Annotated in this window: 9 protein-coding genes; 4 read left to right on the top strand and 5 right to left on the bottom strand. The window is 66.7% G+C overall.

Translation table 11 applies throughout. From position 1 onward, the window contains the following. Positions 1 to 75: 75 nt before the first annotated feature. Positions 76 to 10,056, bottom strand: coding sequence for an S-layer family protein (locus tag DT070_RS07055; protein WP_164483727.1), 9,981 nt, complete (start codon positions 10,054 to 10,056; stop codon positions 76 to 78). A 31-nt stretch (positions 10,057 to 10,087) separates the two neighbouring features. Further along, a complete protein-coding gene (locus tag DT070_RS07050; RefSeq protein ID WP_122954744.1) occupies positions 10,088 to 11,788 on the bottom strand; it encodes a ShlB/FhaC/HecB family hemolysin secretion/activation protein in 1,701 nt (566 codons plus the stop codon). Between the two features lie 547 nt (positions 11,789 to 12,335). Between DT070_RS07050 and DT070_RS07045 the strand changes: the two genes are divergently transcribed. The 4 genes from DT070_RS07045 to DT070_RS07030 all read left to right on the top strand — a co-directional run bounded on the left by DT070_RS07045 (position 12,336) and on the right by DT070_RS07030 (position 16,267). Then, the gene (locus tag DT070_RS07045) at positions 12,336 to 12,575 is read left to right on the top strand and encodes a DUF2061 domain-containing protein (RefSeq protein ID WP_122957302.1); all 240 of its coding nucleotides are present in this window, start codon (positions 12,336 to 12,338) and stop codon (positions 12,573 to 12,575) included. Between the two features lie 265 nt (positions 12,576 to 12,840). Further along, a complete protein-coding gene (locus DT070_RS07040; protein WP_122954743.1) occupies positions 12,841 to 15,168 on the top strand; it encodes an NADP-dependent malic enzyme in 2,328 nt (775 codons plus the stop codon). 217 nt (positions 15,169 to 15,385) lie between these two features. Next, the gene (locus DT070_RS07035; RefSeq protein ID WP_122954742.1) at positions 15,386 to 15,763 is read left to right on the top strand and encodes a ribonuclease domain-containing protein; all 378 of its coding nucleotides are present in this window, start codon (positions 15,386 to 15,388) and stop codon (positions 15,761 to 15,763) included. Positions 15,764 to 15,817: 54 nt separating this feature from the next. Beyond that, positions 15,818 to 16,267 carry a barstar family protein gene (locus tag DT070_RS07030; protein WP_122954741.1) on the top strand — a complete coding sequence of 150 codons (450 nt, stop codon included), beginning with the start codon at positions 15,818 to 15,820 and terminating at the stop codon, positions 16,265 to 16,267. Positions 16,268 to 16,517: 250 nt separating this feature from the next. Here the strand turns inward: DT070_RS07030 and rsmA are convergent, their stop codons facing one another. The 3 genes from rsmA to DT070_RS07015 form a co-directional block, all read right to left on the bottom strand. Further along, positions 16,518 to 17,288, bottom strand: coding sequence for a 16S rRNA (adenine(1518)-N(6)/adenine(1519)-N(6))-dimethyltransferase RsmA (gene rsmA, locus DT070_RS07025; RefSeq protein WP_122954740.1), 771 nt, complete (start codon positions 17,286 to 17,288; stop codon positions 16,518 to 16,520). 139 nt (positions 17,289 to 17,427) lie between these two features. Then, positions 17,428 to 18,837, bottom strand: coding sequence for a peptidylprolyl isomerase (locus DT070_RS07020; protein ID WP_122954739.1), 1,410 nt, complete (start codon positions 18,835 to 18,837; stop codon positions 17,428 to 17,430). Continuing rightward, positions 18,830 to 21,232, bottom strand: a complete 2,403-nt coding sequence (locus DT070_RS07015; RefSeq protein WP_122954738.1) for an LPS-assembly protein LptD — start codon at positions 21,230 to 21,232, stop codon at positions 18,830 to 18,832. The genes DT070_RS07020 and DT070_RS07015 overlap by 8 nt, the downstream gene beginning before the upstream one ends. Positions 21,233 to 21,244: the final 12 nt, after the last annotated feature.

Raw genomic sequence — 21,244 nt, 5'->3', positions numbered from 1 at the left:
GTCGGCCACATGATACCCGCCGGATTTGACGCCTGCGGGCTGCGCGCAGGCGCCGGCTTCAGCGCTTTTTAGCGCTTACTGGCCTTCGCCGGACTGCACTTGCCCAACGCAGCTGGGGCCGCGGCTCGCAACGGTGCAATCGTCAGCGGCCGCAATGGGCAGTTCGGCAAAACCCGCCAGGCGGAAGGTGGGTGGCTCCGTCACGGCAGTTTGCACTTGCGGGCTGCGTATACCGGCCGAGCGGCGCAATGCCTGCTCGCGCCGGTCGTCTGCCTCCAGAACCGGCAATGCAATGCCGTTGCTCAGGCGGGAATCACCGGCACGCTCGGCCGTGTTGGCCGGGGCCGCCGTGATGGTGGCTGTCGTGGCGGCGGTGTTGTTCAGCAAGACATAGTTGCCGGCGTCCGCACCCGACAACGTGATGCCGGTGATGCTGACGGGTTTGTTGTTGCCGACACCGGGTGTGTCGAAGTTGCCGGTGGCAGCGCCCACGGCCAGCACGTCCGCACCGATGCGGCCGGTAAACGCCGCGCCGCCGGTCAACAGCGTGGCGGCCGTGGTGCCGTCCTGCATCTTGTCGGCGGCGGTGATGCCGCTGACATTGGCAATGGAAGCCGGTGTGATGTTGGCCGTGGTCACAGCGGTGGCGTTCACACTGTAATTGGCCGCGTCCGTGCCGGTGATGGCGATGCCGCCGACGTTGACGGTTTTGCCGGTGCCGACGTTTTTGTCGAGGAAGCTGGCTGCCGTGTTGGTGGCCGTCAGCACATCGCCGGCGAGCCGGTTGTCGCCCAGCGCCACGGTTGCAGCGGTGCCGCCGTCGTACACCCGGTTTTGCGCCGTGGCGCTGACCGTGAGAGCCCGCGGTGTGATGTCAGCGGCCGTTGCGGCCGTGGTGTTGAAGGTGTAATTGCCGGCATCGGTGCCGGTGACGGCAATGCCGCTGACGCTGACGGCCTTGCCGGTGCCCACGTTCTTGTCGCCGAAGCTGGCGGCGGCATTGCTGATGGCGAGCTGGTCGCCGGCGACCCGGTTGTCGCCGAGTGTGACGCCCGCCGTCACGTTGCCGTCATAGACCTTGTTGGTTCCCGCGGCGGTCACCGTCAAGGCGCGGGCCGTGATGTCGGCGGTGGTGGCGGCCGTGGTGTTGGCCGTGTAGTTGCCGGCATCCGTGCCGGTGAGGGCAATGCCGCTGACATTCACGGTTTTGCCGGTGCCGACGTTTTTGTCGAGGAAGCTGGCTGCCGTGTTGGTGGCCGTCAGCACATCGCCGGCAAGCCGGTTGTCGGTGAGCGCGACGGTAGCGGCAACGCCGCCGTCGTAGACACGGTTCTGGCCGGTGGCGCTCACTGTCAGCGCACGCGGCGTGATGGTGAGCGCGCCGTTGGTCAGGGCCAGCGTGTAGTTCTCGCTGTTGGCGCCCGTGCCGGCGGTAATGGCCACCGGGCCCGCCGCCACGGCGGTGCGGTCGACGGCGGTGGTGGTGTAGTTCACGCCCAGGCCGGCGGCGGTGTCGCCGTCGATCAGGCCGCCCACCACGCCGGTCAGCACGGGGTTGGTGTCGCCATAGACCTTGGTCTTGTTATCGGCGGTGACGGTCAAGGTCGGCGCGATGCGGTAAAGGAAGGTGCTGGCGCTGCCGGCCGGCACATAGCTGGCGTCGCTGTTGTAGCGTTTGCTGTAACCGGCAACGCCTTCGAGCGTGGCGCCGGGGTCGCCGCTGTAGGCGAGGTAACGGCCCGAGGCTGCCACGATGCCGCCCGCGCCCACATTGTTGATGAGCTGGCCGCCGGTGCTGACGCCGGCCGCATTGGCGCTGCCGGCCTTGAGGACGATGGCATCGCCGGTGGCGGAGGAGCTCACGGCGTTGTTCAGCGTGAGGTTGGAGGCCGCGCCGGTGGTTTCAATTTTGACGGTGCCGCTCGCCGTCACGCCGGTGGTGGCGCCGACGGCGCCTACGACCAGCGCGCCGGCCTGTTTGTAGTCGACGCTGGCGGCATTGGCGGCCAGCGTGGTGACGGCATTGCCCGCGTTGGCCAGGGTGTAGGCGCCGGCGGCGCCCGTCAGTGCAAGCCCCGAAGCTGCTACGGCGCCGGACTGGCTGACCGCGCCGCCCGCGGAGAGGGTGGCATTGCCTGTGGTGGCAATGGCCGCCACGTCAAATCCTGCCGCACCGCGGTACTGGATGGCGCCGGCGGCATTGGCCGCGTCTGCCGCATCGCGCGACTGCAGGTTGATGGTGGTGTTGGCATTGCCGCTGTTGTTGAGCGTGATGGCTGCGCCGCCGTTGAGCAGCGTCTTGACCTTCAGCGCACCGGCGGTGATGTTGCCGGTGCCGGCGGTCTGCGTGACCGCGCCTTGCGCTGCCAGGTCCAGCGTGCCGGTGCCGACGCTGGAGCCTGCGCCGCCCGCACCCAGGTTGACGGCGCCGGTGCTGCGCACAAAAGCGCTGGCATTGCCAGTGGTATTGACGCTGAGGTTGGTGGCCGCCACGTCGATGCCGTTGCTGGCGTCGGTGCCGATCTGGCCGTTGGCGTTGAGCGTGATGTTCTGCGCGGTGATGGTTTGCTGGCCCACATCGTTGATGGCGCCGGCGTTGAGCGTCAGCGTCTTGCCGGCCAGGTTGACCGCGCCGCCGATCGTCATGGCGCCGGTGCTCGCGGTATCGCCGATGACGATGGGGCCGGTGGCGCCGGTGGCCATGGCGGTGAGCTCGGCAGCGCTGAGGTCAAACCCGGCAGCGCCTGCCAGCGACATGGTGCGATTCGCGGTTTTGGCCTTGAGCGTCAACACGCCGCTGGTGGTCAGGGCGTTGTTGCCGGTGTTCGCGGCGATGTTGACGGTATCTGCCGTGACGGTGATGGGGCCGCTGCCGGCCGCTACATCGATGTTGGCGTTCTGGGTATAGGCGCCCGTGCCGGTGTCGATGGAAACAGCGTTGTTGGTGGCGCTGATATTGCCCGCCACCGTCACCGCGTTGTTGCCGTTGGTCAGCGCAAAGCCGCCCGCCGCCGTGATGGCGTTGAGGGCGGCGATGTTGTTGGCCTGGGTGCCGAAGTTCAATGAACCCGCGCCCGTGCCGGCCGCCGCGAGCGATGCCGCATTGACGGCGCCGGTTTGCGTGATGTTGCCGCCCGACTGCAACGTCAGCGCACCCGTGGTGTTGACGGCGGCCACATCAAAGCCCGTCGCGTCGCGGTAAGAGATTGCGCCTGCGGCATTGGCCGTGTCGGCGCCGTTGCGGGCTTGCAGGGTGACGGTGCCCACATCGTTGCCGGCGTTGTTCAGCGTGATCGCGGCGCCTGCATTGATCAGCGTCTTCGCGGCCAGTGTGGGGGTGGTGATGGCGCCGGTCTGCGTGATGGCGCCACCGGCGACCACCGTGAGGCTGGTTGCCGCGGTGGAAGCACCCAGCGCAACGGCATTGGTGTCGCGCAGGGAGACAACATTCCCGCTGGTGACGGCGACGTTGGAAAAATTGTTGGTGGCGGTGGTCAGCGTGATGTCGTTGGCCGCACCGGCCGCCAGCGTGGTGGCGCCGGTCACGGTCACCGCGCCGCTCTGGTCGATCAGGCCTGCGGTGTTCACCGCCAGCGTGCCCGAGACGGTGGACGTGCCCAGCCTCAGCGCATTGGCGTCGGTCAGCACGACGTTGCGGCCCGACACGATTGAGACCGCGCCGGTGAAGTCGTTGCCGGCGTTGTTGAAGGTGATGTCGTTCAGGGCGCCGGCGGTGAGTGAAGCCGTGGTTGCCTTGATGGCATTGGCCTGCGTCAAGGCGCTGGCGGCAGACAGCGTGAGCGCGTTGACGTTGAGCGCGCCGTTGAGCGCGATGTCGCCAATGTCGGCCCCGGCCGTGGCGGCCGTGAGCGATGTGGCGCCGGTGACACCGGCCGATGCGCCGCCGATGGCGCCCACGGCAATGTCGTTGGCCGTCACCGTCAGCGCCGACAGGGCCAGGGTGCCGCCCACGGTGCCCGTCACGGCGACGTCGCCTTTGCCCGCCTGCAGGACCAGCGCGCGGCCGGAAGCCTGGCTGTTGATGGCGCCGTCGAACTGGATGTTGGCGCCGGCGCCGGCGCCGGTATTGCCGCCGCGCGAATCCACCGTCACGGTGGCGGCATTGAGCAGCGCGTCGTCCTTGACCTGGATCGCACCGCCGCTGCCGGAGATGGCCCCACCCGCCTGGTTGCCGCCCAGCGCCGTGAGGTTGCCCGACAAGGTGATGGCGGGTGCGCCTCCGGCTGCGTCGAGCGTGATGGCGCCGGCGTTGCCGCCTGCCGCCACACCGGTGCCGCCATTGCCGCCTGTGGTGGTGACCGCTGCGACCGACACGTTGCCGCCGGTGGAGGCGACAAACACGGCCGCGCCCTGGCCGCCGGCCTGGTTGGCGCCTGCGCCGTTGCCGCCTATGGCACTGATCGCGCCGGTGCTGCTGATGGCCGCGGTGGAACTGACGGTGACCGCACCGCCATTGCCGCCGGCGCCGATGGTGCTGCCGTTGGTGCCATTGGCCGTGATGGCCGCCGTGATGACGCCGGCGCCCGAGATGCCGACCGTGCCGGCATTGCGCCCGCTGGCAGTTCCCGTCGCCGCGCCGCCCGAGGCGACGATGGCGCCGACCGCCACCGCGCCGCTGGCTGCGGTCACGCTGACATTGCCGCCGTTGCCCGAGGTGCCGCCCGTGGTGGTGAGTGTGCCCGTGGTGAGGTTGCCCGCCGTGTTGCTCAGGGTGATGCTGCCGGCCGCGCCGCCCACACCCGCGCCGACCGCGTTGCCGCTTTGTGCGGCCAGCGCGCCCACGGTGACGCTACCCGCGACCGTGTTGGCCACGCTGATGCTGCCGGCGTTGCCGCCGTCACCGCCGGTGGTGCCGCCCGCGCCGCCGCTGGCTGTGATGGCCGCCGTGGCGACGGTTCCGGTGGATGTGATGCTGACGGCTGCGCCGCTGCCGCCTTTCTGGCTGGACGTGGCCGCAGCCGCGCCGCCCGAGGCCGTGATCGTGCCGGTGCCCATGTTGAGGCCGGCGCCGCTGATGGTGACGCTGCCGGCATCGCGGCCGGCCAGGCCGTTGACGGTGGTGCCGCCGCTCGTGGCGATGTTGCTGTTAAGCACGGACACCTGGCCCGCGGCGGAAAGGCTGACGTTGCCGCCGTTGCCCTTGACGCCACCGTTGGTGGCGATGGCCGCGGTGGAAAGTGTTCCTGCGGCGGCGGTGTTGGCCACGCTCACGCTGCCGGCGGTGCCGCCCGCACCTGCACCGACAGCATTGCCGGTTTGCGCCGTCAGCGTTCCGGTGCTGATGTTGCCGCTGCCGGTGTTGTTGACCGTGATGCTGCCGGCATTGCCGCCCGCCGCGTTGGCACCGGCCGCTGCGCCACCGCTGGCCGCCAGGTTGGCCACCGTGACGCCGCTGTTGCCGGTGATGGAAATCGCCGCGCCGTTGCCGCCGGCCTGGTCGCCCGTGAGGGTTCCGCCCGTGCCGCTGGCAGTGACGGTGGTAGTAGTGAGCAAACCGCCCGTGGCTTGCAGCGTGACGGAGCCTGCATTGCGGCCGCTGGTCGCAACATTGGCCGCGCCGCCGCTGGCGCCGATAACGCCGGTCGTCAGCACGCCGGCTGTCGAGGTGGCGCTGATGTTGCCGCCGTGGCCGTTGGCGCCACCCGTGGTGGTCAAGGCGCCGGTCGTGACCGCCGTGCCAGTCAGGGTGATGCTGCCGGCCGTGCCGCCGGCGCCCGTGCCCGTCGCGCCGCCCGTGGACGCGGTGATGCCCGCGGCAGCGCCCAGGGTGCCGCTGCCGGTCAGGCTGACCACGCCCGCGTTGCCGCCGGCCTGGTTGGCGCCGTTGGCCACGCTGCCGCTGGCGGTGATGAGGCCGGAGACGGAACGGTTGATGCCGGTGATCGTGATGTTGCCGGCATTGCTGCCGGCGCGTGTGCCCGCGGCCAGCACCGTGCCGCTGGCGTTCAGGGTGCCTGTCACGGTGACGCCGCCCTGCGAAGCCAGCGTGACCGCGCCGCCGTTGCCACCCGCGCCGCCGCTGCTGTCGATGCCCAGGGTGGTCAGGTTGGCGCCGGCTGCATGGTTGGTCACGCTGATGCTGCCGGCCGCGCCGCCTGCACCCGTGCCTACCGCTGCACCGGTGCGCGCCGTGAGTGTGCCCACTGCGATGGCGCCTGCCGTGGTGGAGTTGTTCAGCACGGTGATGCTGCCGGCGTCGCCGCCGTCGCCATTGGTCGTGCCGCCCGCGCCGCCGCCGGCGGTGAGGGCGCCGGTCGTCACGGCATCGGTGGTGGTGATGCTGACGGCCGCGCCGCTGCCGCCCTTTTGACTGGACGTGGCGGCCGCCGCGCCGCCCGAGGCCGTGATGGTGCCGGTGCCCATGTTGAGGCCGCCGCCGCTGATGGTAACGGCGCCGGCATTGCGGCCGGCCAGGCCGTTGACGGTGGCGCCGCCGCTGGTCGTGATGTTGTTGTTGACGATGGACACCTGGCCCAGGGCCGACAGGTTGACATTGCCGCCATTGCCTTTGGTGCCGCCGGTGGTGGTGATGGCCGCCGTCGAGAGTGTTCCCGCGGCGGCGGTGTTGGCCACGCTGATGCTGCCGGCCGTGCCGCCCGTGCCCGTGCCCACCGCATTGCCGGTTTGTGCGATCAGGGTGCCGGTGCCGATATTGCCGCTGCCGCTGTTGTTGACCGTGATGCTGCCGGCGTTGCCGCCCGCGGCATTCGTGCCCACGCCGGCGCCGCCGCTGGCCGCGAGGTTGGTGACGGTGATGCCGTTGTCGCCGGTGATGGAAATCGCCGCGCCATGGCCACCGGCCTGGTCGCCCGTGAGCGTGCCGCCCGTGCCGCTGGCGGTGACCGTCGTGCCAGTCAGCAAGCCGCCCGTGGCCTGCAACGTAACCGTGCCCGCATTGCGCCCACTCGTGCCCGCATTGGCCGTGCCGCCGTTGGCGGTGATGGCGCCGGCCGTCAGCGCACCGGCCGTCGACGTCGCACTGATGCTGCCGCCGTGGCCGTTGGCGCCGCCTGTGGTGGTCAACGCACCGACCGTGACGGCGCTGCCGTTGACCGTGATGCTGCCGGCCGTGCCGCCCGCGCCCGTGGTGGTCGCGGCGCCTGTGGAGGCGGTGATGTTGCTGGTCCCCAGGGTGCCGCTGCCGGTGATGCTCACCACGCCCGCGTTGCCGCCGGCCTGGCCGGCGCCGTTGGCGGCGCTGCCGCTGGCGGTGATGAGACCGGAAACGGAACGGTTGACGCCGGTGATGGTGATGTTGCCGGCGTGGCTGCCGGCGCGCGTGCCCGCGGCCAGCACCGTGCCGCTGGTGCCCAATGCACCCGTCACGGTGACGCCCGCCTGCGAGGCCAGCGTGACGGCGCCGCCGTTGCCGCCTGCGCCGCCCGCCGTGTTGATGGCCAGGGTGCTCAGGTTCGCGCCGGCCGCGTTGTTGGTGATGTTGATGCTGCCGGCTGTGCCGCCTGCGCCGGTGCCTGTGGCCGCGCCGGTCTGTGCCGCCAGCGCGCCGGTGCCGAGGTTGCCGGCGCCGTTGTTGGTGACCGTGATGCTGCCGGCGTTGCCGCCGTTGCCGCTGGCGCCCACGCCGGCGCCGCCGCTGGCCGTGATGGCCGCGCCGGCGATACCGCCTGTGGCGCTTATGGAGATCGCGCCCGCATTACCGCCGTTGCCGGCAGTGGTGGCGGCGGTACCGCTGGCCGTCACCGCGCCCAGGGCGGTGATGGCGCCGGCCGCTGTGATGTTGATCGCACCGGCATTGCGGCCGGAGGTGTTGGCCAGCGCCGTGCCGCCGGTGCTGGTGACGGTGCCCGCGCTCAGCGCGCCGGCGGAGCTGAGCGTGATGGCGCCGCCGTTGCCGTTGTTGCCGCCCACGGTGGTGATGTTGCCGGTGCCCAGGCTGGCACCCACGACGTTGTTGACCACCGAAATGCTGCCGGCCACGCCGCCCGCGCCAGTCGTCAATGCGTTGCCTGTGCTCGCCGTCAACCCGGCTACCGCAATATTGCCGGCGGTGCTGTTGGAAAGGCTGATGCTGCCTGCATTGCCGCCCACCGATGGGCCGGCCCCGCCGGCGCCGCCGCTGGCCGTGAGCGTGCCTGTGGCGGCGATGCCGTTGGTCGAAGTGACACTGATGGCGCCGCCCGTGCCGCCGGTTTGGCCTGCGCCGGATCCGGCGGAGCCGTTGGCCGTGATGGCCGCCGTCGTGACGCCCGCGCCCGTAATGCTGACAACGCCGCCGCTGCGGCCCGCGTTGCCGGCCGTGGCCGTGCCGCCGGTGGCGGTGATGGCGCCGGCCAGGTTGACGGTGCCGGTGGCCGTGAGGGTGACGTTGCCCGCATTGGTGTTGCCGCCGCCGCTGGCGCTAATGCTGCCGGCAGCGGTGCTGGTGATGTTGGCGGCGGTGAGGTTCACACCGCCGGAGGCTGTCAACGCGGCATTGAGGGCAATCGTGTTGCCGGCGTCGAAGCGGACCTTGCCGCCCGCCGCCATGGTCAATGCGTTGGCCAGGGTGATGTTGTTCGTGGCCTGCAGGTAGAGCTCGCTGTAGCCGGTGACGTCGGCGACCTGGACGGTGTAGGCGCCCGCGGCGGGCGGATCCGCGAAGGCCACATCCGGCGTGCCGTCGGCGTTGTTGGGCGGCGAGGGTTGGGCGGTGGTGTTGATGAGGATGTTCTGCGGATCCAGCAGCACCGTGCCGCCGGAGCCCACGGGCGCGGCGACATCAATGCGGCCGCGCAGGTCGAGTTGCTGTTTGCCCGAGACTTCGACAAAACCGCCGTCGCCGCCGTTGGCGCCGCCGCGCGCGCTGATGGCGCCGCTGTGGCGGGTGTCGCCATCGGCCCAGACCACCACCTTGCCGCCCTTGCCGCTGTCCGTGGCGTCCGCGCGTATCGCTGCGCCTGCGGCAACGTAGGTGCGCGAGGCGTTCTGTACGGCCGCATTGCCGCCCTGGTAATCACCCCCCACCAGCGCCGTGCCGCCGCCGGCAGGGCCGGACACATCGATGGACGCACCGGTGTTCAGCGCGACCTTGTCGCCCAGCACCTGCACCGTGCCGCCGCTCTGGCCCGCGGCCGTGCCGCTGGCATCGAGCGTGCCGGAGACCTGGACCACGCCTGTGGCGCCGCCGCTCAGCACGATGGTGCCGTTGCGCTCTGTGGCCGAGTTGGCGCGGATCACGCCGGACTGGTTGATCACGGTCGCCATCGCGTCGCCCATGGCGCTGGCCAGCACGGCGACCTGGCCGCCTGTCGCGGAGATATTGCCGCTGTTGTGGATGGCGGCTTGCGCGGCTGCGGCGTCTACCGAGAAGCGCACCAGCCCCGTGCCCGAGGTGTCGACCGACACGCGCGAACCCGCCAGCAGCCCGACCGAGCCGGCCTCGGCGCTGATGGCGCCGGCGTTGCGGACTTGCGGCGCGGCCAGCAGCACGTAGCCGCCGCGTGCGGCGTTGATCGTGCCGTAGTTGTCGACAGCGCCGGTTCCCACACCGCTGAAGGAATAGCGGCCGGCCATGAAGTCGCCGTTGCTGATGTCCAGGCTGGAGGCCACCAGGCCGCCCACATTGACTTGCGCGCCGGGCGCGAACATCACGCCGGACGGGTTGATCAGGAAGACCTGGCCGTTGGCGCTGAGCGCGCCGAAGATGGACGAGGCGCCGTTGCCGATGACACGGTTCAGCGCAACGGACGATGCGCCGGGCTGCACGAACTGCATGGATTGCCCCACGCCGATGTTGAAGCTTTGCCAGTTGAGCACCGCCTTGTCGCTGGCCTGGTTGACCACCATGGCGTTGGCGGTGGGCGTGCTCACCGTGGCCTGGCCGGCCACCACTTGCCCGCCTTGCGGCAAGGCTGCGGCCCAGGGCGACACGGCCGCCAGCAACACCGCGAGGAGGCGCGACAGGCGGCGGCCGCTGCGGATGCGGTAGGTGGCCGAGAGCTTGCGGGACAGGCGGACCACGACCGTGCGCACGGACCAGGGGCGATAGGCGGGGCGCGTGGCGTGTGTAGCGAGGCTGGATGGAGCGCTGGTCATGGTGGGCATTCGGCTGTGGAGGTGGGCTGGCCTAGAACCAGGTTTGCGCCGAGATCCAGGCGCGCGGTGAGCGGTCCGGGTCGCCGGTGGAAGGCTGCGCCGGGGTGGTGCGCCAGGCGAGGTAGGTCTTGATCAGGAACCTGCCGGGCCGGCCCAGCGTGGCGCCGACACCGAAGGCGCCGAGGCTGAGCGTGTTGTCGTTGCCCGGCACGGTGGGGCCGTTCTGGTTGAAACGGACACGGCCGAAGTCGTAGAAAGCGAGCAGGCTCAGCGGCTCGCCCCACACCGCTTGCGGCAGCTGGTAGCGGGTTTCCAGGTTCAGCAGGAAACCCGCATCGCCCACGCCTTCGCCGACCGGGTAGCCGCGCACGCCGCCCGGCCCGCCGAGCACCATTTTTTCGGCCGAGCTGAGGTTTTTGGACGCCAGCTGGGCCTGCGCTGCGACATGGAAGCTGTAGGGCGCATCGAAATACTGCGAGCGCTGGAATTCCAGGTTGAGCTTGCTGAAGCCGCCCGCCGTGCGCAGGCCGCCCAAGCCGTCGTCGAGCGCCTGGTCGGCGGCATTGAGCGTGAGGCGGCCGAAGGTCGCATTGACGGCATAGCTGTTCAGGGCGCCGCTGCCGGCCATGCTGTCATTGAAGTTGCCCACCAGGCCGGCCCGGATGGCAACGATGTCGCGCGCGCTTTTCAGCGTGGGCGTACGTGTTTCATCCAGCAGCTTTTTCTGCTCGGCACTGACAAGGCCATAAAGATTGGCCGAACGCCCGCGCAGCAGGGGGTGGGACACAGAGAGGCCCAGGATGTCGGCGCGGCCGCTGGCGCCCAGCGCTTCGAATTGTTTGCCCAGCGTGTAGTCAAGGCGGGCGGCGTTGATCCCCAGCCGGGTGCCGTAGGCGCCGACGGGCAGGGTGTAGCCGATGCGGTACAGGGCCGAGCCGGCCTGGTCGCTTTGCTGTGCGCTCAGGGCCAGGGCATCGCCGTGTCCCAGCAGGTTATTGAGGTTGGCGCCGAGCATGACGCGCGCCGCGCCCGCTGCACGCGCGCCATGGTTGTCCACGCTCACCGAGCCGTCGGCGCGCGGCCCCCTGGCGTTGACGGCCACCAGCACGTCGGCCTCGCCCGGGCGCTCCCCGGGCTCGACGGTAGCGCCGGCGTCGTAGCCTGCGAGGTCGCGCAGCAGCAGCACGGGTTTGTCGAGCGCGTATTCGGTGACGGCGTCGCCCCGCTTGAGCTGGCCGGCCACGATGCTTTCAGCAAACGCCTGGGAGATGCCCGCGCCTTCGGTGCGCACCGTGACGCGGCCTATGCGTGCTTCAAGAATGGCGATGGTGACGGTACCGCCTTCCGCGGCAAACGCCTGCTCGGGAAGGTAGGCCTGCGTCAGCAGGTAGCCTTGCGACCGGTAATAGGCTTTGATGGTGTTGGCGGCTTCCGTGAGGCCGGCGAGGTCGGTGGGCTGGTTCACCCTGGGCGCCAGCAAGGCGGCCAGCAGCTCGCCGGAGAAAACGGTGTTGCCGGTAAAGCTGAACGCGGCAGGCGTCATGCGCGCCGTGCCGGGCGCGGGCGCCGTGGCCCGGGGCTCGGGTACATCCACCGCCGGCCCGCTGCGCGGCGGCAACAAGGGGAGCGGGCCCGGCAGCTCCAGCAGCGTGCCGGCGTCTGGCCGCACATCTGCGCGCACCTGGGCCAGCACGGCACTGCCCATGGCGGCAGAAGCGCCCAAAACACCCATGGCCAAAAGCCTGAATCCCGGAACAACGGAGCGATGCAAGAGCAGACCCTTTCAGAGCCAAGTGCAACAAAATGTTGCTTTCTGGTTGTAGCCTTTTGGGGCCTGCGTGTCCAACGGTTTCCCCACACACGACCTAGATAAGCGCTGTATGTGTTTGTTTTTTCACACTTATTTGGCATTTGCGGGCGTGCCCCGATCTTGCGGCTTATGGCGCGCACCAGTTGTAAACAAGTGTGTAATTTCCCACAACCTGCCCCCAACAGGCTTTGGCCTATGGCGCGCTTAGCGCAAACCAATTGGTGATTTATTTAGTCAATAACTATCATTCTCAATATGCCAATTGCCTTTGGATATCGAAACGCAAGTCGAGATTCGGGACAGGGATGAAGGGAGATGCGCAAGCCGCACCCCAACGCCGATGGCCGGCACGCCCATCCATCGCACTTGCTATTGTTTTGATAGCTACATACCAATACAGGGTATGGGCTAGAGGCCAATTTGGCACATGTTTTCTGGAAACGAAACCCGCTCAGACCAGGAGTTTTTGATGACCCAACTTGTTCGCCGCAACCTGCCGACCCTGAAAAAAACCGCCAGCTATTACGTCGTGCACGTCACCGTCGCGGCGCTGGTGGCCTATGCCGTTACCGGCAACTTCCTGCTGGCCATCACGCTCAGCCTGCTGGAGCCGACCGTGCAGGCCTTTGCCTTTTTCTTCCATGAGAAAGCCTGGCAGCGCTGGGGCGGACGGGGCCCGGCCACGCCGCTTAATGCGACTTCGTCATAAAGCGATAGCGGCTTGTGCTCGACGGGACTCGCGCCGTCGATTCCGCCCAACCCCATTTCCCGCTTACATCAGTCAAATCACTGCTACACGACGGCAACGTCGTGAACTCGCGTGACGGCATGACTTTCCATGCCAAAAAGTCAAAAGCAAAGCACCTTGTTGCGTAGATTCACTTACTAGGGTTTTCCCCTCCAACGGCCTACAATCGCAGACCCTACAAGAACCAGACGGTCGCCCCGACCGTTTTCCGCTGGAGACTTTCCTGATGCCGACACCATCCGCTGCGACGCCTAATAACGAAGCCAACCGCGAAGAAAAACGCGCAGAACTGCGCCGCGCCGCACTTGAGTACCACGAGTTTCCAACCCCCGGCAAGGTCGCCATCGCCGCGACCAAGCAGCTGACCAACCAGCGCGACCTGGCCCTGGCCTACTCCCCCGGTGTCGCCGCTCCCTGCGAAGAAATCGTCAAGGACCCCAACAACGCCTTCAAATACACCAGCCGCGGCAACCTCGTGGCGGTCGTCACCAACGGCACGGCCGTGCTGGGCCTGGGCGACATCGGCCCGCTGGCCGCCAAGCCGGTGATGGAAGGCAAGGGCGTGCTCTTCAAGAAGTTCGCCGGTGTGGACGTGTTCGACATCGAGATCGACGAAAAAGACCCGGCCAAACTGGTCGACATCATTGCCTCGCTGGAGCCGACCTTCGGCGCAATCAACCTGGAAGACATCAAGGCGCCCGACTGCTTTTATGTGGAGCGCGAACTGCGCAAGCGCATGAAGATCCCGGTGTTCCACGACGACCAGCACGGCACGGCGATCACCGTCGGCGCGGCCGTCCTGAACGCCCTGAAAGTGGTCGGCAAGGGCCCGGGCCAGGTCAAGCTCGTGACGTCAGGTGCGGGCGCAGCAGCGCTGGCCTGCCTGAACCTGCTGCTCAAGCTGGGCATCCAGCGTGAAAACGTGTTTGTGACCGACCTGGCCGGTGTCGTGTATGAGGGCCGCACCGAGCTGATGGACGAAGACAAGATCCAGTTCGCACAGAAGACCGACGCGCGCACGCTCGCCGACGTGATTGCCGGCGCGGACATCTTCCTGGGCCTGTCGGCCGGCGGTGTGCTCAAGAAAGACATGGTCGCGAAGATGGCCTCCAAGCCCATCATCCTGGCGCTGGCCAACCCCAACCCCGAGATCACGCCCGAAGACGTGCGCACCGTGCGCGACGACGCCATCATGGCCACCGGCCGCACCGACTACCCCAACCAGGTCAACAACGTCCTGTGCTTCCCGTATATCTTCCGCGGCGCGCTGGATGCCGGCGCCTCGACCATCACCGTCGAGATGGAAATCGCTGCCGTCCACGCCATTGCCGAGCTGGCGCAGGCCGAGCAAAGTGAAGTCGTGGCGGCCGCCTACGTGGGCGAAAAACTCGCGTTCGGCCCCGAGTACCTGATCCCCAAACCCTTCGATCCGCGCCTGATGATGAAGATCGCGCCGGCAGTCGCGCAGGCGGCAGCCGACAGCGGCGTGGCCTTGCGGCCCATCCAGGACATGAACGCTTACCGCGAGAAGCTGCAGAGTTTTGTCTACGCTTCGGGCACCGTCATGAAGCCGATCTTCGCGGCCGCCAAATCGGCCAGCCGCAAGCGCGTGGCCTATGCCGAGGGCGAGGAAGAGCGCGTGCTGCGCGCCTGCCAGATCGTGGTGGACGAGGGCCTTGCACGGCCGACACTGATAGGCCGGCCGGCCATCATCGCGCAGCGCATCGAGAAGTTTGGCCTGCGCCTGAAGGAAGAGCTCGACTACGACGTGGTCAACGTCGAGCAGGACCATCGCTACCGCGACTTCTGGCAGACCTACCACCGCATGATGGAGCGCCGCGGCGTCACTGTGCAGATCGCCAAGATCGAAATGCGCCGCCGCCTCACCCTGATTGCCGGCATGCTGCTGCACAAGGGCGACGTGGACGGCCTGATCTGCGGCACCTGGGGCACCACAGCCCACCACCTGGACTACCTGGACCAGGTCATCGGCAAGCGTGAAGGCGTCAATACCTATGCCTGCATGAACGGCCTGCTGCTGCCCAACCGCCAGGTTTTCCTGCTCGACACGCATGTCAACTGCGACCCGACGGCCGAGCAGCTGGCGGAAATCACCACCATGGCGGCCGAGGAAATGATGCGTTTCGGCATCAAGCCCAAGGCTGCGCTGCTGTCGCATTCAAATTTCGGCTCTTCCAACGCGCCGAGCGCGCTGAAGATGCGTCGCACGCTGGAACTGCTGCGCGAGAAAGCGCCCTGGCTGGAAGTCGACGGCGAAATGCACGGCGACATGGCGCTGGACGCCGATGCCCGCGCGCTGATCATGCCCAACAGCACGCTGGCGGGTGAAGCCAACCTGCTGGTGCTGCCCAATATTGATGCGGCCAATATTTCGTACAACCTGCTCAAAACGGCAGCCGGCGGCAACATCGCCATCGGCCCCGTGCTGCTGGGTGCGAACAAACCGATGCACATCCTGACCGCCACCGCAACCGTGCGCCGTATTGTCAACATGACAGCACTGACGGTTGCCGACGCGAATGCCGCCAGATAAGCCTGAATTAGATAGCCAGTACTAACTTATTCAGACATTAACCCCCACCTTTACTGCCTAAATTTTCAGCAGCCACTTGCGTTTTTTGCCCACATGCGGCAAACTACCTCTCTTGAAATTTAAGGGTTAACCCGAAATCGGCGGGTTGGCTTTGGGTTCCAGGAAAGGCTTCTTTTTCATGTTGCGCAATGGGTGGGGACGGTGGCAGGCAGCCAAAATGGCGGCGCTGCTGGTCTTGGCAACCAGCCTGGGCGGACTGATCCCCAGCATGGTGCAGGCCAAAGGCCCGGTTTATCCGGCCCCGGCCGACACGATTGCAGCGGCCCAATTGCCTCAGCAGGGGCGCGACATGATGACGCTGATTTACCAGGGTGGCCCGTTCAGGCATGACAAGGACGGCGTGGTGTTTGGCAACCGGGAACGGCTTCTTCCCGCCAAAAATCGCGGCTACTACCGTGAGTACACCGTCAGAACGCCCAATGTGCAAAGCCGGGGAGCCCGGCGCATTGTTTGCGGCGGCATGAAACCCGCCGCCCCGGATGCCTGTTATTACACCGACGACCACTATGCGAGTTTTCGCAGAATCGTTCAGTAAATTGAACTGTGGTTGTTATTAAGAGTTTTTGACTTAAGAGAAAGAGTAGCGGAGATGGATACACCACTTCGTCGGGACAACGATACGCCTTTGCGCAAGGACGGTGAAACGCCTTTGCGCGGCGTGCGTCCCAACATCGTTCAATCGATACGAGCCTTCCGTGTGCAGGACCTGCAGGACGCCGCGACGCAATTGAACCAGCACTTCCTGTATGCCAACCTGGGCAATGCCCAGAGCAAGCAGGACGTCCTGGACATGATTGCGGCGCAGTACACCTTCCCGGCACATTTCGGCAAGAACTTCGACGCGCTGTACGACTGCATGACGGACCTGGTCCACAAGTCGGGCCCGCAGCCCGGCTTCATCGTCGTGCTCGAGCAGATCCCGGCCAACGCCAAATTCGACAAGGAAGCGCGCGAGCAACTGCTCGACATCTTCCGGGATGCCTCGGACTACTGGGCGGATCGCAAGATACCGTTCAGATGCTTCTATTCTTTTCTGTAGCCCGCTCCCCAGACATCGGCCAAGGGGATCGGGCGAATGAGGCCCAGCAAGCAATCGCAGAAGGTGAAGAAGCCATGCCTACCGACAAACTGGTAGACGTGTCACCACTGGCATTGCGCATGAGCAGCCCGTTTAATGCGGGTTACTGGCTCGCAGCTGCTTAAGCAATACGGCAACGGCGCCCTTCCAGGCGTTCGCAAAAAAGCCCGTCACTGACGGGCTTTTTTTATGGCCGAAGCGCAGCCGGTGTTCAGTTCTCAAGCGCCTGCGCCAATGCCACGTACTCGGCCACCGGCACTTCCTCGGCGCGGCGCTGCACATCAAAAGCACCGGCAAAGCCACGCGCGGCCAACCACTGCCCCAAGGTGTGGCGCAGCAGCTTGCGGCGCTGGCTGAAGGCCACCTGCACCAGTTCGCTGAGGAGCTTGACGTCCAACGCCACAGGTACGGCATGCGGAACCATGCGCACAATGGCACTGTCCACGCGCGGAGGCGGATCAAAACTTTGCGGGGGGACAAAGAGGACGTTTTCCATGGCGTACCGCCATTGCAGCATCACGCTGAGCCGGCCGTAGTCGCCGCTCGAGGGGGATGCCACCATGCGGTCGATCACTTCTTTTTGCAGCATGAAATGCTGGTCTTCAATCACGTCCACAGCGTCCAGCAGGTGAAACAGGATGGGCGTGGAGATGTTGTACGGAAGGTTGCCGACGACGCGAAGCTTTTGCCCATCGGCGCAGGCTGTACGCGCCAGCGCGTGGATGTCCACTTTGAGAATATCGGATTCGACCACGCTGAGCTGCGGATGCTCGCGCAGCTGCCGGGCCAGGTCGCGGTCCAGTTCGATCACGGTCAGGTTCCCCAGGCGCTCGACCAGGGGCTGCGTCAAGGCCGCCAGCCCGGGGCCGATTTCAACCACAGCCTGGCCGGGCCGCGGCGCGATCGCCTGAACGATGCTTTCGATGATGCCCTGGTCGGTCAGAAAATGCTGGCCGAAGCGCTTGCGCGGGATGTGTTTCACGATGAAGCGGCCTTATGCATTAACTCGGCATGAGCCGCGGTACCGGCTTCGCCGGGCCGCAGGCGGGTGGCCCCTCCGGTGATGAAAGGGGCAGGGAGAAGCCGCAGGCTACACGAAGTGAACGACCGTGGGGGCCACACTATTGCGGCGGCTCACGGTACTCCACATAGGCACGGCCACGGACGTCCTGGGCCCACAGCGCATAGGCTTCGCCCTGTTTTTTCTCGCGCAGCACATTGCGCGCAATTTCGCGTTGGTCTCTTTGCGAGAGCTGGGTTTCACGGCGCTCCAGCACCTGGATGATGTGCACACCGAAGCGGGACACCAGCGGATCGGAAATCTGGTTCGGCGCCAGGCCGTTCATGACTTTCTCGAACTCCGGCACAAACATCCCGGGGCTGGCCCAGCCGAGATCCCCGCCTTCTTTGGCCGAGCCGTCATCGCTGTTTTCACGGGCAGCGGCCGCAAAATCGGTCTGACCTGCCTGGATGCGCTTCTTGAGCTGGGCCAGTTTGTCGATGGCGGCAGCTTCCGTCAGCCTGGCATTCAAGCGCAGCAGGATGTGCCTGGCGCGGGTTTGCGTCACGGCGATGCCGGGCATGCCGGCTTGCCGCTTCTCGATCACCTTCAGGATGTGAAAGCCCGCGCCGCTTCGCACGGGGCCTGCCAGCCCGCCAGCCTGCAGGTTTTTGGTGGCGTCCACAAAGAGGGGGGGATAACGGTCCGCGGTCCGCAAACCCATCTGCCCACCGGCGCTGCGGGTGGGAGAGGAAGAAAACTCGGTGACCAGGGCGGTGAAGTCGGTGCCTGCGCGCGCGCGGTCAACCACCTGCTGGGCTTTGGCCTGCAAGGCGGCGACCTGCTCCGGCGTGGCGTTCTCGGGCACCGCCACCAGAATCTCGGCCAGGTTGAGCCCCAGTGCCGACGCATCGCTGCTGGCGCCGTCCTGGTCGCGCAGGAACTGGTCGATCTCCTGCTCGCTCACGACGACCTTCGAGTCGACCTCGCGCTGGCGCAGGCGGCCCACAAGCAGCTCGTCACGCACTTCGGAGCGGAATTGCGAATAGTCGATGCCGTCCGCCCTCAGGCGGCTGCGCAGCTCGTCCACCGTGATCTGGTTCTGGTTGGCGACGGTTTGAACCGCCGCGTCAATGGCGTTTTCGTCCACCCGCACGCCTGAAGAGGCCGCCATTTGCAGCTGCGCCTTGTCGCTGATCATGCGTTCGAGCACTTGCACGACCAGTTCGCTGCGCGGCGGCATGGCCCCGCCTTGCTGGGCAATTTGCTGCTCGGTGCGAATCAGCTTGAGGCGGACCTCGCTGTTGGTGATGGGTTCGGAATTCACCACGGCGACGATGAAGTCGGCCTGGCGCTGCGCAGTCCCCTGGCCCGCGGCCCGCGCGGCCGGATCCGACAGGCGCAATGGGCTGGACGGCCTGAGCCCCTGGGCCTGTGCTCCCGCCGTCAGCAGAATCGAGAGTGCAAGCGTTGCCGCAGCAGCGGACGCAAAGCCCGAAAAGAATTCCGGAAAAAGGCGGGTATTAGTCATAAGTGGTGAAACGGCTTGGGGTATTGATTTTCTCACGCAGGTACTGGTAGCGCGGAACATTTGACTTGAGGGTTTCCAGGGGGTTGGCGCCGATACGGGAGAACCCCACCAGTTCCAGCTGGAACATGATCCGGGTGTCCGCCGTCCCGGTCCCGGTTTGCGAGCGTTGCAGCAGGACACGGCCTATCCAGCAGCAGCCGTCGTACTCGACGCCGATGATGGAGTCGACCAGCCGCTTGTCGAGCACGCTGTAGTTCAGCCGGCCGACGGCGTAATAGCGTCCCGCGCCCTGGCCCTGGCCGGCGCCCAGGTCCTTGCCCTTGTCGCCCCACAAATCGTTGATAGGCCATTGCCAGCCTATGTCGATTTGCTCGCTGATGTTGCGCTGGCGGCGAAATGCGGCACTGATGACGCGGTAATTGCCGGGGTTGTAACGCACGCCGAGGGACGTACGCTCGGACTGCTTGGTTTTGGGGTTGTACTGGACCGTCCCATCGAATGACCACTGCGGCACCCAGTTCACCGACGCACCCACCAGCAGGTCGCTGATGCGGTCGGTGACCGGCAGCGCGCCCGGCAAGGTCACCCGCTGGTCTTCAAAGCGCAGCCGCTGCGCAACGCCGACACGCATGGCTTCGGCACCGGTGCCGGGATCCAGCAAGCGCGAGGTCACGCCCAGGGTCAGCAGGTTCGCGTCTGAAATCCGGTCGTTGCCGACAAAGGCGTTCTCGGTGAACACCGTCGCAAAGTTGAAGTCGTTGATACCGGAGTCGTAGTTGGGCAGCAAGCTCTGGTCGCGGTAAGGTGTGCGGACATAAAAAGCCCGCGGCTCCAGCGTTTGCGTAAAGCTGCGGCCCAAAAAGCTTGCATTGCGCTCGAACTGCAGGCCGGCATCCAGGCTGAAGGTCGGCACGACACGCGAGGCCGTCGTGGCCCCGTTCGGCAGCATCGAGTCAAACTGGTAGGTGGTGGCATGCAGCTGCACCTTGGGCGTGATGAACCCAGAGGGCGACAACCAGGGCCGGGCCAGCTGCAGGCGCGTGAACGCGCGGTTGCTGTTGGGCTGCTTGGTCAGGTTGCTGTCGGCCGAAAAGCGGGTGTAGTCGCCTTCGATCGACCAGTCAAAGCCGTTGCCCAGCCGTCCCAGGGGCGCATCCACCCGCGTGTAGGCAGCCGTGAGCTGCGGCAGGCGGTCATAGGGCGGGACGATGGGCGAGGTCACGTCCTGCAGCGTCTGCCACTTCAGCGTACGCAGGCTGGTGGAAAAGTTGCCCGTGCCCCACGACAGGATCGCGTCCTGCGACAGCAGCCGCTGGGTGGTAGCGCCAGACTGCGCGGGGAAATCACGCCAGTAATCGTTGTCGCTGACGCGGTTCAGGTTGAGGTTCAGGTTCAGGCCACCGATGGAAGGCAAGCCGGTATTGATGGTGCCGCTGTGCTGATAGGCATACGACCAGCGGTCGCGGTTGCGCAGTTTGTCGCCCGGCAGGAAATTGCCGCGCACCACTCCTGAATAGTTGGGCTCCAGGTAACGGAACTCACCCGCCAGGTCCACGCCGCGCTTGGCGAGGATCGCCGGTGAAAAGGTTGCGTCGCGGTTAGGCGCGATGTCGAAATAGTAAGGCTGGCGAAACTCAAAGCCGTTCGTCGACCCCATGCTCACGGTCGGCGGCAGCAGGCCGGACTTGCGTTTGTCGCTCAGCGGAAAACTCACCTTCGGAAAGGCCAGGATGGGAACGTCCTTGAAGCGCACCACCGCGGAATTGGCCACCCCCACCTCGGTTTCAAAGTCGAACTCGAAACTCTTGGCGCGCAACACCCATGCGGGCTCCCAGCTGGCCTCGTCTTCACGCTCGCAGGTGGTGTAGCTGGCGCGGTGGGCCGTCAGGTGGTTCTCGTCGAGAAAGTCCACGCGCTCGGCCTGGCCGTTGCCGCCGTTGCTGAGGAAGCGGTAGGCGGGCGTCGTGAAAAAACCTTCGAAGCGGTCGAGCTTGATGTCCAGCTCGGGGCCTTCAAACCGGTTGCCGGCCCGGTTGATGCGCACATTGCCGCGGCTTTTAACCTGGTCCTCGGGCTGGTAGTACTCGATGCGGTCCGCGCGGATCGATGTGGCGCCGCGGCGCAACTCGGCATTGCCGTCGATCACCGTCTCGATGTCCGGGCGGCCTGATACACGATCGCCGTACACAAACGTAGGGCCGCGGTTCTCGGGGTCGTCGGAGACTTCTTCGGCCAGCTGGGGCGAAGGCTTGAGCCTCAAGGTGCCTTCGGCCTGCGCCGATTGGGCGTGCGCCGTCCCGGCGGCGGCCATCCCCAGCGTGGCAAAAACCACCAGCCTGGAGACAGCTTGCGCTATCGGGGAGAGAATAAAAGGCGAGTGGGATGCGCGGCGCATCGTTTATGTGAG

Source organism: Polaromonas sp. SP1, from assembly GCF_003711205.1.
GTDB lineage: Bacteria > Pseudomonadota > Gammaproteobacteria > Burkholderiales > Burkholderiaceae_C > Polaromonas.
The sequence above is the reverse complement of the archived record's forward strand: the minus strand, read 5'-3'. Positions and strand labels throughout refer to the sequence as shown.